Below are 15,973 nucleotides of genomic sequence, written 5' to 3' on the forward strand. Positions count from 1 at the left end.
GTAGAACACCTGCGACTACGACAGGAGTGTTGATATGAAACGACAACACGACACCCCAACGCCTACCGGCTCTGGTATCAGCCGGCGCGATTTCCTCAAAGTTTCGGCGTTGCTCGGCGGCAGCGCAGCTTTGGCCGGCTGTGGTCCGCTCGCTAGCCTCTCACGCGGCGAACCGATCGATCTGCCACTGGTCGATGCCGCTAACTCGATCCAAACCGTTTGTTTGCAGTGCAATACCGGCTGTGGCCTCAAGGTCAAGTTGCTCGATGGCGTGGCCGCCAAACTTGAAGGTAACCCCTATAGCCCTTGGACAATGGAACCGCCCTTGCCCTACACGACCCCAATTAGCTCTATCGGGCCAGTTGATGGCGCACTCTGCCCGAAAGGACAGGCCGGTATCCAGACCGCCTACGATCCGTACCGGTTGACCCGCGTTCTCAAGCGCAAACCGGGAACACCACGCGGAGCCGGTCAATGGATTACGATTGACTTTGAGCAGGCAATCACCGAGATCGTCGAAGGCGGCGATCTGTTTGGCGAAGGGCCGGTCGAAGGGTTACGCGCACTGTATGCGCTCAAAGATGCAAATCTGGCCAAAGCGATGGCCGCCGCAGTGAACAATATTCTCGCCGCGAAGCCCGAAGAGAAGCCCGCACTGGTCGAGCAGTTCAAGCGTGACTTTGCCGAGCATCTCGATGTATTGATCGACCCCGATCATCCTGATTTAGGGCCAAAGAATAACCAATTTGCCTTCATTTGGGGACGCTTGAAGAACGGACGTGGTGACTTGGTGCAGCGGTTCGTCAAGAGTGGCTTTGGCTCGGTCAATGCCAACGGCCATACTACCATCTGCCAAGGTTCGCTCTACTTCACCGGTAAGGCCATGAGCGAACAGTTTGATCCGGCAACCGGTAAATTCACCGGTGGTCAAAAGTTCTACTGGCAAGCCGATTTGGGGAACGCTGAGTTTGTGCTCTTTGCCGGAACGAATCACTTTGAAGCCAATTATGGCCCGACGCCGCAATCACCCCGTATTACTCAAGGCGTGATTAGCAACCGCATGCGGTACGTCGTCCTTGACCCACGCCTGAGCAAGTTGGCGAGCAAAGCGTGGAAGTGGATCCCGATCAAGCCGGGTACTGACGTAGCCTTCGCGATGGGGATGATCCGCTGGATCATCGAGCAACAACGCTATAACGCCACTTTTCTCGCCGCTGCTAACAAAGCTGCCGCTGCTGCCATCGGCGAGCCGAGCTGGACGAACGCAACGTGGTTGGTCAAGATCAAAGACGGTACACCGGGCAAATTCCTCCGCGCGAGTGACATCGGTTTGACAACCGTCGTCGAAACGACCGATGCCGAAGGGAAGAAGACGAAACAGTACGTCACTACCGATGGTACCAACTTCGCCTTTGATCCTTTCGTCGCACTAGTCAACGGTGCTCCAACCCCGATCGACCCGAACAACCCCGAAGCTACACCGGTGATGGGTGATCTGCTGGTGAATACCGAGATCAACGGTATTCAGGTCAAGAGTGGCTTGCAGATTATCTATGAAGCGGCCAGCATGCATACGATCGCAGAGTGGGCAGCGATCGCCGATGTAACAGAGGAAGATATTATCATTGTCGCGCGTGAATTCACTAGCCACGGCACCCGTGCCGTCGCCGATATCCACCGCGGCGCATCGCAACATACCAACGGCTTCTACACCAATTTCGCCTTCTACACCTTGAATGCACTCATCGGTAATTTTGACCATCGTGGTGGTCTGATCAAGCCTACCACCTATGACCGACTGGGGAGCAAGGCAAAAGGCCCATTCCTAATCGAAAAGATGAACAATGGCGCCAACGCGCCATTCGGCATTGACCTGCTGCGCACCAACACCGCTTACGAGAAATCGACGCTGTTTAACGGTTATCCGGCACGACGGCCATGGTTCCCGCTCGCAACCGATGTCTATCAGGAAGATGTGCCCTCGATGGGTGACGCATACCCATACCAGATTAAGGTCGCAATGTTCTATATGTCGGCGATCAACTATGCACTGCCGGCAGCACAAACGGTGATCGAGATATTGGCCGATCCCAAGAAGATCCCGCTCATTATCACGAGTGATATTATGGTCGGTGAAACCAGCACCTACGCCGATTACATCTTTCCCGACCTGAGCTTCCTCGAACGCTGGGAATTCCACGGATCGCATCCGAGCGTGCCGTGGAAGGTAGAAAACATTCGCCAGCCGGCAATGAGTCTGCCTCACTGGCCGACCGTCAAGGTCTTCGGCGAAGAGATTCCGCTTAGCTTTGAGGCGCTCGTCCTCGCCATCGCCGAACGACTCAACTTACCCGGTTTTGGCCCCAACGGTTTTGGTGAAGGGATACCGTTTACGCGACCAGAGCACCTTTACTTGAAGTTGGTGGCCAATATTGCGTTTGGCGAAAAGGAAGATGGTAGCGATGGAGTACCACCGGCTGACGATACCGAACTCGCGGTCTTCCGTCAAGCCCGACGCTTCTTACCATCGAGTGTCTTTGACGAAGCAAAGTGGCGGGCTGCCGTCGGCAACGATGAACAACTCTGGCGGCAGACCGTCTATGTGCTTAACCGCGGTGGTCGCTATCAGGCGTATGAACAGGGATGGAAAGGAGATCTGGCCGGCAATCCTTACGCCAAACAGATCAACCTCTATCAAGAAAAAACCGCGAGTACGATCAACTCAATGACCGGTGAACATCTGATCGGCTACCCGACCTATGTCCCGCCTGGGCTGGCAGTCGATGGAACGCCCATCGTCGACGAGGGCTATGATCTCCACCTGATTACCTATAAAGAGGTGATGATGGCTAAGGCGCGCGGGATTGCCAATTACTGGCTGCTAGCGTTGATGCCGGAAAACCGCATCTTAATCAATCGAGTCGATGCCGAACGACTGGGGCTACGCGATGGCGACCAAGTACGGATTAGTTCGGCGAGTAATCCCGACGGGGTATGGGATCTGCGAAACGGGATACGGAAGCCGATGATCGGGAAGGTGAAGGTGATCGAAGGCATTCGTCCCGGTGTGATCGCCTTCCCGCTCGGTTGGGGACACTTCGCGAGTGGAGCATGTGAGATCGTGATCGACGGCATCACTATTCCCGCCGACCCACGGCGTGCAGCCGGCGTCCATGCCAATGCCGCAATGCGCGTCGATCCGGTACTCGGCAACGTTACGCTGAGTGACTTGGTAGGTGGGAGTGCCGTCTTCTACGACTCGAAGGTGAAGCTAGAGCGAGTTGGATAGCGTAGACCGGTGCGGCTATAGCGACTGCGGGAGGACGTGACCCGTCCTCCCGCTTGCTTTAGTTGTCAGGAAGCATAATGTTCTGGTATCATATCACTACCGAAGCACTGCATCCCCAGAAAGGAGAAAGGATTGTGTCGATTGACGAACTCATCGATTCCGCTTCGTTACAATGGCTTGTCGCCCCTGAACCTCTCGCCGAGTTCTTGCGCCGCTCATCGGCGATGCACCGTCACCTCTGTCCACGACAGGTACTAGGGGCACGGATGGGGATGTATGCGGGTGAATTACTCAATCTACCGTTACCCCAGACCAACAAGCGTCTCTATGTCTTCGTTGAAACTGATGGCTGCTTTGCCGACGGAATCGGTGTTGCTACCGGCTGTTGGCTCGGCCGGCGAACGATGCGGCTCATCGATGAGGGCAAAGTTGCCGCAACGTTTGTCGATACTCAGACCGGCAACGCCGTGCGAATTGCCCCTCATCCGAACACGCGAACCTTGGCCCGTCAATACGCACCCGATGCCCGTAGTCGTTGGCACGCCTACTTGATCGCGTACCAACTGATGCCGGTGACGGATCTGCTGATTGCCCAACCGGTAACGTTAACCGTCGATCTGAAGGCGATCATTAGCCGTAACGGAATTCGCGCGATGTGTGATCGTTGTGGGGAAGAGATTATCAACGCCCGCGAGATATTACGCGACGGACAAACGTTATGCCGCACTTGTGCCGGTGAGCGGTATTATACGTGACGATCAAACGATCATGGAATAATGATCGCACGACCAACCGTAGCGGTTGGCCGTGCGTTTCAACCAGTCACCTGTTCATCAATATCCGCAGGTACCGCACCCACCACCAACCGGCGCATCATCATCATCTTCGCTGTAATCGGTATCGCGGGCGCGGAATGAATGACCACAACCACACGACGAAACGGCATTCGGATTATCAATCTTGAAGCCGCCACCCATCAGTGTATCAACGAAATCGATCGACGCGCCGATCAAGTAATTGGCGCTAATCGGATCAACCAATACGCGCAGGTTACCGGCGTAAAACTCGTTATCCCCCTCGCGCACTTCATCATCGAAGGTCATGCCATATTGGAGACCCGAACAGCCACCACCGGCGACAAAGACGCGCAGGGCATATCCTTCCAGTTGCTTCTCCTGCATCATCTTCAGCAACCGGTTAACAGCCGTTTCGCTAATCATCAGCAGTGGTTGTGGGTTTGTTGATTGCACACCAATCTGGTCGACACCGATCATCGTCATGGACAAACTCCTTACCGGTACTACATAGCCACCAGCGTAGCTATCTGCTTCGATAGATGAAGTATACACCAACTCAACCCAAATTGCTAGTCGGAGCTTTCGTAAATCAACAAACCGTTATCCAAGGATCAACCGATCGGCCACCATGGCGGCAAACACCAGGGCCAGATAGAGCAGAGAATATTTATACAGGCCCCAGATCGCCGCCTGATCGCCAATTTTCCACACTGCCCAGGCATCACGCATGAAGCGCAGGCCAAACAGTAGCGCACCGGCGAGATAGATCCAACTCATCGCACCGATTGCTACCGGCAGCAGCGATACCGCAACCATGATAGCCGAGTAGACGAGAATCTGCCAGCGCGTTTCACCTTCGCCGGCCACTACCGGCAACATCGGTACCCCGGCACGGGCATAGTCCTTCTGCTTGACCAACGCCAAAGCCCAAAAGTGGGGTGGCGTCCAATAGAAGATAATCGCAAACAGCACCACTGCCATCAGGCTGATCGAACCGGTCACCGCCGTCCATCCCACGAGCGGCGGAATCGCCCCTGCACCACCCCCGATGATAATGTTCTGCCATGTGCTGCGCTTAAGCAGACTCGTGTAGAAATAGGCGTAGTAGATAATGCCGAGGAAGGCAAAGAAGGCGGCTAATGGCGTGGTAAAGACCCAAAGCACAATGATCGACAACACGCTCAGGATCACGCCGAAGATGAACGCCGCGCGAGCTGAGATGCGCCCACTCGGTACCGGTCGCCGACTGGTGCGCCCCATGTTGACGTCAAGATCGCTATCAAACGCGCAATTGATCGCGCCAGCGCCACCGGCTGCCAAATAGCCACCGATCATCGTCCATAAGACCAACCACCACGATGGCAAGCCAGCCTCGGTGATGAACATCGTGGTCAACGTTGTCACCAACAACAGTGAAATCACTTTGGGCTTCGTCAGACTGATGTAATCGGCGATCACAGTGCGCCACTTAGATGCCGGCCGCGACGGAGCTATCGCCGTCATAAAGTGGAGCGGTGTACGGTGGATGATGACTGCGGCGGCTAAGGCACCGGCCCAGAGCAACGACGCTGCCGATAGGCTGAGCAGATGTCCGCCAGGAAGCCACAGACCGGCGAGAGCGATGAGAGCTAAGATCGGCAAGAGCGGGCTATAGCGCGGCAACGCCATCGCTACTACCGAAGATTGCGCTGCTACCGGCAATCGCCGTCGAATCTCAACTGCCATTAATCCCGACAACAATGCGGCAAAACTCAATGCACCAACACTGTTTGCCGGCAACCCAACAGCCATTTCAACTGCCGGAGCCACACTGCGCGCCCCAATCGCCAGAGCGGCCACGCCGGCAGCCGCCGCTGTCCATGCCGCTAACCCGCGTAAACGGCGCTGCGTTTGTGCAGTACGCCCTGACAAACGTTCGTTCGCAGATGGAACGGGAACAACAATAAGTAATAAGGTTAATACCTGTGCTCCGAACGCCATCAGTGCCCCCGAAAGGTGCCAGATATCGGCCACCATTGCCGGTACACCCCAAACGAGTAAAGCTCCGGCTAATGCTTGCGATAAGAAGAGAAACACGGCAACCAGTGCCGTCCAACGCGGAGGAGCTTCTATTTCGGTGGATCGCCATACCGCCCACGTACCGGCAAGGACGACCAACAGCGCCAGAGCAACAATCAGACGGTGAGACATTGCAATCCAAACGAGGGGATTACCACCGTCGCTCACGATTTCAAGACATAACGGCCACGACGAACAAGCTGTTGCGCTGGCCGATACCGTCACCAGCGCACCAGAGATGATGGTTGCTAACGTTAACAGCAATCCAACGATGAGCAATCGAACAACAGTGCGCACGGCCATATGCATCTCCGACTTCGTACAATCAATGCGTTGTGGTAACGCTAGCGAGGTGCAGCACGTACCGCAAAACTCATCGGCAACTATCCTGATAGGGTGCGCCTAAGGTAGTGCCAGATACGCGAATCCAAATAACACGACCGTCGCCAACGCCGTAACCAGTGTCCAAGCGAGATCGGCCTGACCATTACTCCGCGGTATATGAGCCGGCACCGTCGGTGGTTGACGGTACAGCCGCCACGCCGCAACAATCAACGGGATTTGACCACCAATCGCGATGATCGCCGCTACCCAAAAGATGAACCATGCAGCCATCGGTTACCCTCAATAGTTCGTGGATTCTTTCACTAAAATTAATGTTGACGGAATTATACCATGCACCTCTGTTGCCCAACAATAGACGTTTCAACACCGAACGAGACTTTACAGCGTTGGAATGCAGTATTTACGGTTGAGATCTATTAACTATTGATTACGTACTGCTCCTCTACAGGCTGTAATCACAAGCTGCACTATGATGCGAGGAAGGTATGTCTGATGACTTGACGTGAATACAAAAATCCCGTATCTCTGCCACAACGATGGATTATGTATCGGCATACAATAGCGGTAGCTATGTCACTATCTCATCCCGAAAGGAAGAAGTCTGAGGAGAGGACGGCATGTGCCGAGAGATTTCATCGGCATAGCCTATGGTACAATATGCACGAATGTTCGAGTATCTCGTTATTAGAAACACGAAACCCTCTGGCAACTGCCAGCGGGTCTCGTGTGGGGGGGGTATTTCTATGGTAACGTTTTCTTTACCTCTTCGCAACCCCCCAACAGTACTACTTTCAGAAGGTTTTAGATAGTACCTTTGGTGGAGTTCTACCTGACATTGGAGTTGCACATGAATCAAATCGACGTGACCCAACGCATCAATGAGCTGCGGACGCTTATTCGTCGCTATGATTACCACTACTACGTCCTCGACGATCCCATTGTGAGCGATGCCGAATACGATGCCTTAATGAACGAACTACGCGCACTAGAAGCGGCGCATCCAGAATTGATCACCCCCGACTCACCAACCCAGCGGGTCAGCGGCATACCGGCCAGTCAGTTTGCGAAAGTGCAACATCTGCAGCCGATGCTCTCGCTTGGCAATGCTTTCACCACAACCGATCTGCTGGCCTGGCGTGATCGAGTGCTGCGCTTACTCGGTCAGGATACAGCGGTAGCCTATGTGGTCGAACCCAAGATCGACGGGCTGGCAGTAGCATTGACATACCGTGACGGCCAATTCGTGCAAGGTGCAACGCGCGGTGATGGTGAGGTCGGTGAAGATGTGACCGCGAATCTGCGCACGATTAGTAGCATTCCACTACTGTTGCACCCACCAGATGGCGGCCACGACCGAGATCTACCCACTGCGTTACCCTCACTGATCGAGGTGCGCGGTGAGGTCTATATGCGTACCGCTGACTTCGAGGCGCTGAATGATCGTCTGGCCGTTACCGGTGAGAAGATCTTCGCCAACCCACGCAATGCCGCCGCCGGTTCACTTCGCCAAAAGGATCCGGCGATTACTGCCGCTCGTCCGCTGCGCTTTTTTGCCTACGGTGTCGGTCCGGTCGAAGGGGTCGAGCTGACCGGTCAATGGCAGACATTACGTTACCTACGGATGCTCGGTTTTCCGGTCAACCAAGATGTCCGTCGTTTTACCGATTTCAATGAGGTACTGGCCTACTGCGAACAATGGATGGCCCGTCGCGATGAATTACCCTACGAAGCTGACGGGATGGTCATCAAGATTGACGATTTTGCCCAGCAGCGTGAACTTGGCGTGGTTGGGCGTGATCCGCGTTGGGCCATTGCCTTTAAATTTCCACCGCGTGAGGCTATCACTCGTTTGCTCAACATCACGGTAAATGTCGGACGAACCGGTGTCGTTACGCCGAATGCCGAGTTAGAGCCGGTACAGATCGGTGGAGTCATCGTGCGTAATGCGAGCCTGCATAACGCCGACTATATCGCTCAGCGTGATATTCGGATCGGCGATTACGTTATTGTGAAACGGGCCGGTGACGTGATTCCGTATGTAGTTGGGCCGGTTGTGGCCCGCCGTGATGGCAGCGAGCGACCGTGGCAGTTTCCAACACACTGTCCGGCCTGCGGTTCACCACTTGAACGCGAACCCGGTGAGGCGGCCTGGCGTTGTAACAATTTTGGAATTTGTCCGGCGCAGTTGGTCCGTCGGCTAGAACACTTTGCTAGCCGTGCCGCACTCGATATTGTTGGAATGGGTGAACGACAGGCTGAGTTGTTTGTACAACGCGGTTTGGTGCGTGATGTAGCCGATCTGTTCTACCTGAAAGCAGAGGATCTTGCCGGGTTAGAAGGGTTTGGTCCGAAGCGGATCGCGAACTTGCTAAACGCAATCGACGCTGCGCGCCAACGACCACTCGACCGCTTGATCGTTGGCTTAGGGATTCGCTATGTTGGTACCGTTGCAGCCCAAGCATTGGTCAACGCCTTAGGATCACTCGACGCGATAATGAATGCTCGCCAAGAAGAGCTCGAGCAGATTCCCGGAATTGGGCCGGTGGTTGCGGCAAGTATTGTTGATTTCTTTGCCCGCCCCGAAAATCGGCAGTTGATCGAAAAGTTGCGCGCGGCAGGAGTACAGATGAACGCCGGCCCCCAGCGTGAACGGAAGAGTGATGTGCTCGCCGGAAAGACGTTTGTCCTTACCGGTACGTTACCTTCGCTGACCCGCGAGCAGGCCAGCGCTCTGATCATCGCACACGGTGGTAAAGTAACCGATAGCGTCAGTAAGAAGACGGATTATGTCGTAGCGGGGGTAAATGCCGGTAGCAAGTTAGCGAAGGCCCAGCAACTTGGTATTCCGGTGCTTGATGAAGCCGCTCTGTTGGCGCTCATCGGTGAGCGGTGAACGATAGCTGCGGTTGGCACGCCGGTCATCGCAGTGTGCCAACCTATCGCCGCGAACGTTCCTACATACGTTCTATGCGGGCAATCCACATCGCTGGATTGCGGATCTCTTCCATCGATGGCAGATGTTCTGGCCGCTCCCAGACGCGACCGGCAAATCTGATCCCACGCGCGGCCACTACCGCATTGACAAACGCTTCACCTTGCTGATATTGGGCTAGCTTGAGATCGAGGCCGGTCAAGCGAAAGACCATCTGATCGAGTAACGTTCGCTGCCGCTGCCGCTGCGCGATCTGATGTTCGATCTGGCTGAAACTCGGCAACAATCGCCGACCAACCGCGTTCATCACATGGTTGCCGTAACCTTCAATAATTGACATCAGTGCCTGAATCCGATCAAACACCACCCGCTGCTCAGGTGTCAATACCGATTCGATCCAATGTTGGCCACTCCCAACCCCCTGTACCAGCCGCATCATGGTATCGATCAGATTATTGCCGTTACCCAACATTTGGCTGCTGATGAGCGTAAAGTTCTGCTCGATCAGTTCACGGAAATAGCGACGCACCCACGGATACGCTTCAAACTCAAAGGCATGGGTCATCTCGTGCAGCGTAATCCAGAGCCGAAAATCGGTATCGTTCAGGCCGAGTTGCTGCTGGACACGGGCAATATTCGGTTCGACAAAGTACAGCGAACCACCGGTCGCTTCTGCCGAGAGGAGGCTTAAGTCGTACTGGCCGAGCACACGCTGAGCCAGATACCCAAGGAGACCACCAATCTGCATCCCCAGCAACTTACTGCTGACACCGTTGACCATCACCCCCAACGCACCACGCCCGCCACCATTCTTTTCATACACCTCTTCGAGGGGGCGGAAGAGCTGGCTAAATGAAACAATATTCGCTTCGAGCCATTCCCGCCGGTCGAAAACAAAAATTCGATTGACCGGTTCGGGTAATTGCACGCCAAGATACTCGGCGATGAGAGGTTCACTTTGCGCCACCATCTGGGCGTACTGTTGGCGGCGAACATGGCGATCGTCAACCGGAGCTTGTTCCCACTGCGACAAACGTAATGCCGCCTGACGGGCCTGCTCCCAGTCGATCAAGCCGCTGGGAACCCGACTTTCATTGCGAGCACGAGAGTCGAAATAGTAGCGCGCCGCTAAACCGGCCGCTATTCCGATCAACAGAGCGGCGCCGAAGCGACGTAGTTCATTCTGATTACCGGCCAAGGTTATCTCCTTTCCGTATGTTGGCCATCCTCTGCACAGTCTAGCATGGTTGATCTACGCTTGTCCAACCGCGCGGTAGGATTGTCGCACCTATCACACTAGAACACGAACGTCACCTTGTCGGTGCATAATGTGCCAAGCTAGAAGTGCGACGAACAACGCTGTGAGAGGCCGAAACAGTCGTGCGGTTGGACGACAGTGATGAACTCTTGCGTTTCGATGGTAGGTACGGTACATTCCAATGTGCTGTCATCCCATCACCACACGGCAAACTTTCCGTCAGTGTCATTGTTACCTAGCCGTGCCCAATTCTCCCCGCCAACCAGTCGTTACTGAATCTCCTCACGCGGCCTCCCTTACCGGAGTGGAAAACGGTAATGGTACGACGCCAACAGTGCAGTTAAAGTTGCATACAGATTAGCGCAACCGGTAGCTCCCGATCACTCCATCGTTGCCCAACACCTGGATCGCATCACGCCCCAGCACGAGCCAATCGCGCTAAGCGAGATCGGTTTTGCTTGGTATCAGCATCCCATAGCGAATTGCCAATAGCTCGCGGGTCTACAGCATCAGCGACTCATCCCCCCGAGCAATCACCACAATAGCCACTTTCATCTGAACGTCGAGTACAATGATCACACTATTGTGGCACTGCTACGCAATAATCGTCGTGGACTATCATTTGGTATTCCTATGGAACAAGCTCTCAACCATCTCCGCACCGTCGATCCGGTGCTGGCACCGTGGATTGACCAGATTGGTCCGTTCGAACTCCAACGCCAACCGCACAGCTTTGCCACCCTCGCCTATGCGATTATCAGCCAACAACTCACCTTGACTGCCGCGCGTGCAATCCGTGATCGTCTAACGACCCTCCTCGGTGAACTGACTCCGGAACGGATACTGGCTGCCGACACGACGGCGCTGCGCGCTGCCGGCCTCTCGATGCAGAAAAGCGGTTACCTACGCGATCTAGCCGAGCGCATCGTGTATGGACAGCTCAACCTCGAACTGCTCCCGACGCTCGACGATGAAACGGCAATCGCAACGCTAACCAACGTGCGCGGGATTGGACGATGGACGGCTGAAATCTATCTCATGTTTGCACTCGACCGGCTTGACATGTTACCTGCCGACGATCTTGGACTGCGGGATGGCGCTCGCCTTGTCTATCAATTACCACAGATACCGTCGCCGCGTGAACTACGTGCTTTAGGTGAACGTTGGCGACCGTACCGTAGTATCGCTTGCTGGTATCTTTGGCAAATTCGGCACATTATGTCGAAAAGTTGAGTAAATGTGCGTTGTTGGGTGTAGTTACACATGGTATGATATTCAAAAGGAAGGAGTGAGAAATCGGTATGGTACGACGTGATGGCCGGGCACCAGATCAATTGCGTCCTATCACTATCGAGATCGGTGCTGCTCCTTACGCGGAAGGATCGGCACTCATTGCGTGTGGCAATACGCGCGTCCTGTGTACGGCAACGATTGAAGACGGTGTACCGGCGTGGATGCGCGGTCAACAGGGTGGTTGGGTTACGGCAGAATATGCGATGCTGCCGCGGGCGACATTACAACGGTCTCGTCGTGAACGTAACGGCCCAAGTGGGCGAACCCAAGAGATTCAACGCCTGATCGGGCGTTCATTGCGAGCAGCGATAGATTTACATGCGATCGGTGAGCGAACCATCACCATCGACTGCGACGTGCTACAGGCTGACGGTGGCACCCGTACCGCGTCGATCAGCGGCGGGTACGTCGCGTTAGCACTCGCCGTCGATCATTTGGTACGTAGTGGTGCAGTTGAAACATACCCAACCCTCACCCCGCTGGCCGCAGTCAGTGTAGGTATGATTCGAGACGCACTCCTGCTTGATCTTTGCTATGAAGAAGATAGTCAGGCCGATCTCGATTGTAATGTCGTGATGAACATCAACGGTGCGTTTATCGAGGTACAGGCAACAGCCGAACGAACACCGGTAGCACGTGCCCAACTTGATGCGCTGTTAGATCTTGCTGCACGAGGTATTCAACAGATTCTAGCAACCCAAGCTGCAGCGCTCGCCACCGTTTTGCCCAACAACGCCATGAGCAGCGCAGCTTCACCGTGACTACGGTTGCGCGTCCTCCCCTACGACAAAACGCGCAACCATCGCCCACACCGGTTGGGCGAGGAGGCTTAGGATGACCGATGAGATGAAGCGCGTCGCCAGTCGTCGCCATTTACGGTACGGTTTGGCCTTCGAACGCACCCAACGCCCGCTAGAGGCCCTCGACCAGTTTCGCCGAGCGATTGCCGCCGACCCAACAATGCGTGACGCCCATAACGCGCTGGCCTTCCATTATCAGCAGCAAGGCTTGTTGGCAAAAGCAGCCGACGCCTTTGCTGCGGTCGCTGCTCTCGCCGACGACTACTTTGCCCGTTTCAACCTCGGCTTCGTCTTGGTCGAACTTGAACGGTACGACGAAGCGGAACGAGAGTTCCAACGTTGTCTTGAGCTTGATCCGAATGATACGGCTGCGCAACTCGAATTAGCCTACATCTACGCAGCACGTGGTGAGTACGCCAAAGCGGTGACGATGCTCGAAGGGCCGCGCCAACGTTACTACGATGACTGGGCGGTCTTTCATCTCCTGGGTCGTTGTCTTTTTCAATTGCAGCGGTTTGATGAAGCACAACAAGCCTGGCAGCACGCTTTGGCACTCGCCCCCCACGCAGAAGACCAATTTGAGCTGCTGGCATGTTTGCAGAGTATTGAGCGGCGGCGTGAGTTCCACACATGCACCGGTCTCAAAGATGACCTCTACGTACACGAAGGTGTCATCTGCCTCGGTTCGGCGATGGATGACGGCATCACCATCCATCCGCTACACGATTATCACCTGCGTGAACACGATATCGTGCGTACCATCCAACGCTTTGTCGCACTTGCTCGCAGCAGCAAATGGCAGTTAGGCGGGATTGTTGCGCCTGATCTAACCAGCAAACCACTCGCTGCTGCGCTGGCTCAGCTACTCGAGCTACCGCTGTTGAACTTACACCATCTCCCGAACATCACGGCGCCGATCTTGCTCGTCATCGCGGTTGGTCACTTAGCCGACCTCTTCACCATTGCCCGAGAACGATTACCCATATCCAGTCCCGGCTTCTGCCTTGCCGTTAATTGGATGAAATACAGTCCTTTGTGGCCCGAAGTGGTAGGTGTGGTGGTCGAAGGTGTATGTACCGTGCCGTGGGGAGATGAACTACGCGGCCTGTCTTCAGCCGAACAGATGACGGTGATCCAGCGTATCGCCGATCGGCTGATCGCCCAAGTACAAGACTTACCCGCTGAAGAGAATCTACCTCGCCAGATTCGCTACTATACCCGCCGCCATCGTCGGTTGGCGATCAACAGTCTACTACTCACGACAAAACCACGGCTCTGAAACGCAGACTTGACCGCTTCTTTTGACAAAATCGAACATATGTACTACAATCTATAGCAACAGCAGTGGAATGATAAAACCGATCCACTGCTCACTTGACTATATCTGAAGAGGTGGCACGGGCATGATCCGTCTAGGCTTTTCTGTTCGCACCGTGCAACAACCCGGCCTTGCCGGTGGTGCATCACCCCATCTAAGCGTCTTACTCACGCAACTCAGTGATCTCCTTTCATACCTTGAACGGCGGGCAATTCGGTTTTACCGTTTTGCCGCCCCCCGCCACATGACGCCGGCAGATCTGGCCGATTGCGCTACCCAGCTCGCACTACTCCGCCAACGCCTCAGCACACAGCAAATCCGCCTCGGTCTCCATCTCGATCCACACCTCAACTTGAGTCACCCTGATGATCGAGTCGCCGCCGAAACAATAAGCACCATCGAAATGGCGACTCATCTGCTCGTCGCACTCGATCAACCAAACACGATCACCCACACGCTGGTCATCCATGCGGCAGCCGGCAACGCCGAAGCGCTCCTCCGCCTCGCGAGACGCTGGTCGGCATTGTCGGTACCCGCTCGCCGACGCACCGCCATCGAACATACCAGTAGTGGACCATCACTACGTATGCTGCTGACGCTGACCGCTCGTATCGGGGTACCGATTGTCTTCGACTACCTCCATTTTCATTTACACAATCCCGAACGATGGAGTTTGCCACTTGCCCTCGGGTTGAGTCTGGCAACGTGGCCGCGCGACGTGCGACCTGAAGTACATCTAAGTAGTCAGCGAAGCGAGGCCCATCTGCTGCCGGGTCGCAACGGTACGACCCGCGTTCTACCACCGCGCGCCGGCCAACACGCCGATTTTATCGTTGCCCAAGACGCGCTTGCCTTACTCGCGGCAAGTCGTGGCTTACCGCCGTTCGATCTTATGCTCGAAGCTAAAGCCGGTGATCTGGCTCTCCTCCGCTTACGCCATGACCTCCATCGCTACGCACCGGAGTGGGTAGCGTGTGTGCAATAATGTACGACTAATCCACTTGTCACCATCGCATCCTCACCGGTATAATGCCTGCGGTACAGCGTTATTATCGAGGTGTCATGTGAGTACACAACGTCCATCTTCCACACCTAATCCAATGACTGGCCTGATAGCCATTGCTATTCTGCTCCTCATTCTTGGACTTGTTGCCGGCCTGCTGATTAGCCGCGCAGCACCGCCAACCGCAACACCGGCGCCTACCACTCCACCGGCCCCACCGACGGCAGCACCGGTTGCTACTTCAACACCGGCGGCGAGTACGATGCCGGTCATGCCGACCGCAACGACTTACCGGTACAACAGCCCACCACCAATGACAATTGATCCGGCGAAGAAGTACACAGCGACTATCTACACGCCCCGCGGCGAGATTGTGATTGAGCTGTTGCCCGATATTGCGCCGCAAACGGTGAATAACTTCGTCTTTCTCGCCCGCCAGAATTTCTACAACGGGCTAACATGGCACCGTGTCCTGCCGAATTTTATGGCACAAGGCGGTGATCCGAACGGCGATGGCACCGGTGGGCCGGGCTATACCATCCCTGCCGAGTTCACCGACAAAATTCTGTTCGACCAGCCCGGAATCGTGGCAATGGCACGCTCTACCGACCCCAACAGCGCTGGTTCACAATTCTTCATCACGACTGCTCCGGCCCCGTGGCTTAACGAGCAGTACACCATCTTTGGGCGCGTGATCAAAGGACAAGAGATTGTGGATGGGATTCCGCTGCGCGATCCGAGCAATCCTGCCGATTTGGCAACACCAGGTGAGACGATTCTGGGCATTACGATTAGCGAAGAATAGGTAAAAGATAAGACCGGTGTTGCTGCGCACCGGTACATCGCCACGGCGCGGCAAGCTCTGTAACCCACGCTGTGG

12 protein-coding genes are annotated in these 15,973 nt (G+C 55.2%); 8 read left to right on the forward strand and 4 right to left on the reverse strand.

Annotated elements, in window-relative coordinates; translation table 11 throughout:
* Positions 1-34: 34 nt before the first annotated feature.
* Both ACP5OT_RS05115 and ACP5OT_RS05120 read left to right on the forward strand, forming a co-directional pair.
* A complete protein-coding gene (locus tag ACP5OT_RS05115; protein WP_424674389.1) occupies positions 35-3,289 on the forward strand; it encodes a molybdopterin-dependent oxidoreductase in 3,255 nt (1,084 codons plus the stop codon).
* Positions 3,290-3,423: 134 nt separating this feature from the next.
* Positions 3,424-4,044, forward strand: coding sequence for an FmdE family protein (locus ACP5OT_RS05120; protein WP_424674390.1), 621 nt, complete (start codon positions 3,424-3,426; stop codon positions 4,042-4,044).
* Positions 4,045-4,122: 78 nt separating this feature from the next.
* Here the strand turns inward: ACP5OT_RS05120 and erpA are convergent, their stop codons facing one another.
* From erpA to ACP5OT_RS05135, 3 genes are all read right to left on the reverse strand, one after another.
* On the reverse strand, positions 4,123-4,569 hold the full coding sequence (gene erpA / locus ACP5OT_RS05125; protein ID WP_424674391.1) for an iron-sulfur cluster insertion protein ErpA: 447 nt from the start codon (positions 4,567-4,569) through the stop codon (positions 4,123-4,125).
* 117 nt (positions 4,570-4,686) lie between these two features.
* Positions 4,687-6,453, reverse strand: a complete 1,767-nt coding sequence (locus ACP5OT_RS05130; RefSeq protein WP_424674392.1) for a heme o synthase — start codon at positions 6,451-6,453, stop codon at positions 4,687-4,689.
* Positions 6,454-6,546: 93 nt separating this feature from the next.
* Positions 6,547-6,759: a hypothetical protein gene (locus ACP5OT_RS05135; RefSeq protein ID WP_424674393.1), complete on the reverse strand. Its 213-nt coding sequence runs from the start codon at positions 6,757-6,759 to the stop codon at positions 6,547-6,549.
* 577 nt (positions 6,760-7,336) lie between these two features.
* On the opposite strand from ACP5OT_RS05135, the gene ligA reads away from it, so the two are divergent.
* On the forward strand, positions 7,337-9,382 hold the full coding sequence (gene ligA, locus ACP5OT_RS05140; RefSeq protein WP_424674394.1) for an NAD-dependent DNA ligase LigA: 2,046 nt from the start codon (positions 7,337-7,339) through the stop codon (positions 9,380-9,382).
* A 61-nt stretch (positions 9,383-9,443) separates the two neighbouring features.
* Here ligA and ACP5OT_RS05145 read toward each other — a convergent pair whose 3' ends face one another.
* Positions 9,444-10,619, reverse strand: coding sequence for a zinc-dependent metalloprotease (locus ACP5OT_RS05145; protein WP_428131522.1), 1,176 nt, complete (start codon positions 10,617-10,619; stop codon positions 9,444-9,446).
* 645 nt (positions 10,620-11,264) lie between these two features.
* Between ACP5OT_RS05145 and ACP5OT_RS05150 the strand changes: the two genes are divergently transcribed.
* The 5 genes from ACP5OT_RS05150 to ACP5OT_RS05170 all read left to right on the forward strand — a co-directional run bounded on the left by ACP5OT_RS05150 (position 11,265) and on the right by ACP5OT_RS05170 (position 15,898).
* Complete coding sequence (locus tag ACP5OT_RS05150; protein WP_428131524.1) at positions 11,265-11,912, forward strand: DNA-3-methyladenine glycosylase family protein; 648 nt, start codon at positions 11,265-11,267, stop codon at positions 11,910-11,912.
* 68 nt (positions 11,913-11,980) lie between these two features.
* Complete coding sequence (gene rph / locus ACP5OT_RS05155) at positions 11,981-12,733, forward strand: ribonuclease PH (protein ID WP_424674397.1); 753 nt, start codon at positions 11,981-11,983, stop codon at positions 12,731-12,733.
* A gap of 73 nt (positions 12,734-12,806) precedes the next feature.
* Entirely contained in the window at positions 12,807-14,051 is a 1,245-nt protein-coding gene (locus ACP5OT_RS05160) for a tetratricopeptide repeat protein (RefSeq protein WP_424674398.1), read from the forward strand.
* 124 nt (positions 14,052-14,175) lie between these two features.
* Positions 14,176-15,075, forward strand: coding sequence for a UV damage endonuclease UvsE (locus tag ACP5OT_RS05165; RefSeq protein ID WP_428131526.1), 900 nt, complete (start codon positions 14,176-14,178; stop codon positions 15,073-15,075).
* 79 nt (positions 15,076-15,154) lie between these two features.
* Positions 15,155-15,898, forward strand: coding sequence for a peptidylprolyl isomerase (locus ACP5OT_RS05170; protein WP_424674400.1), 744 nt, complete (start codon positions 15,155-15,157; stop codon positions 15,896-15,898).
* The last annotated feature ends 75 nt before the right edge of the window (positions 15,899-15,973 follow it).

It is taken from the genome of Chloroflexus sp. (assembly GCF_049970315.1).
Taxonomy (GTDB): domain Bacteria; phylum Chloroflexota; class Chloroflexia; order Chloroflexales; family Chloroflexaceae; genus Chloroflexus.

Coding starts and splice junctions, on each gene's coding strand:
- ACP5OT_RS05115 (WP_424674389.1), top strand. CDS start 35: ATGAAACGACAACACGACACCCCAACGCCTACCGGCTCTGGTATCAGC.
- erpA (WP_424674391.1), bottom strand. CDS start 4,569: ATGACGATGATCGGTGTCGACCAGATTGGTGTGCAATCAACAAACCCA.
- ACP5OT_RS05130 (WP_424674392.1), bottom strand. CDS start 6,453: ATGCATATGGCCGTGCGCACTGTTGTTCGATTGCTCATCGTTGGATTG.
- ACP5OT_RS05135 (WP_424674393.1), bottom strand. CDS start 6,759: ATGGCTGCATGGTTCATCTTTTGGGTAGCGGCGATCATCGCGATTGGT.
- ligA (WP_424674394.1), top strand. CDS start 7,337: ATGAATCAAATCGACGTGACCCAACGCATCAATGAGCTGCGGACGCTT.
- rph (WP_424674397.1), top strand. CDS start 11,981: ATGGTACGACGTGATGGCCGGGCACCAGATCAATTGCGTCCTATCACT.
- ACP5OT_RS05160 (WP_424674398.1), top strand. CDS start 12,807: ATGACCGATGAGATGAAGCGCGTCGCCAGTCGTCGCCATTTACGGTAC.
- ACP5OT_RS05165 (WP_428131526.1), top strand. CDS start 14,176: ATGATCCGTCTAGGCTTTTCTGTTCGCACCGTGCAACAACCCGGCCTT.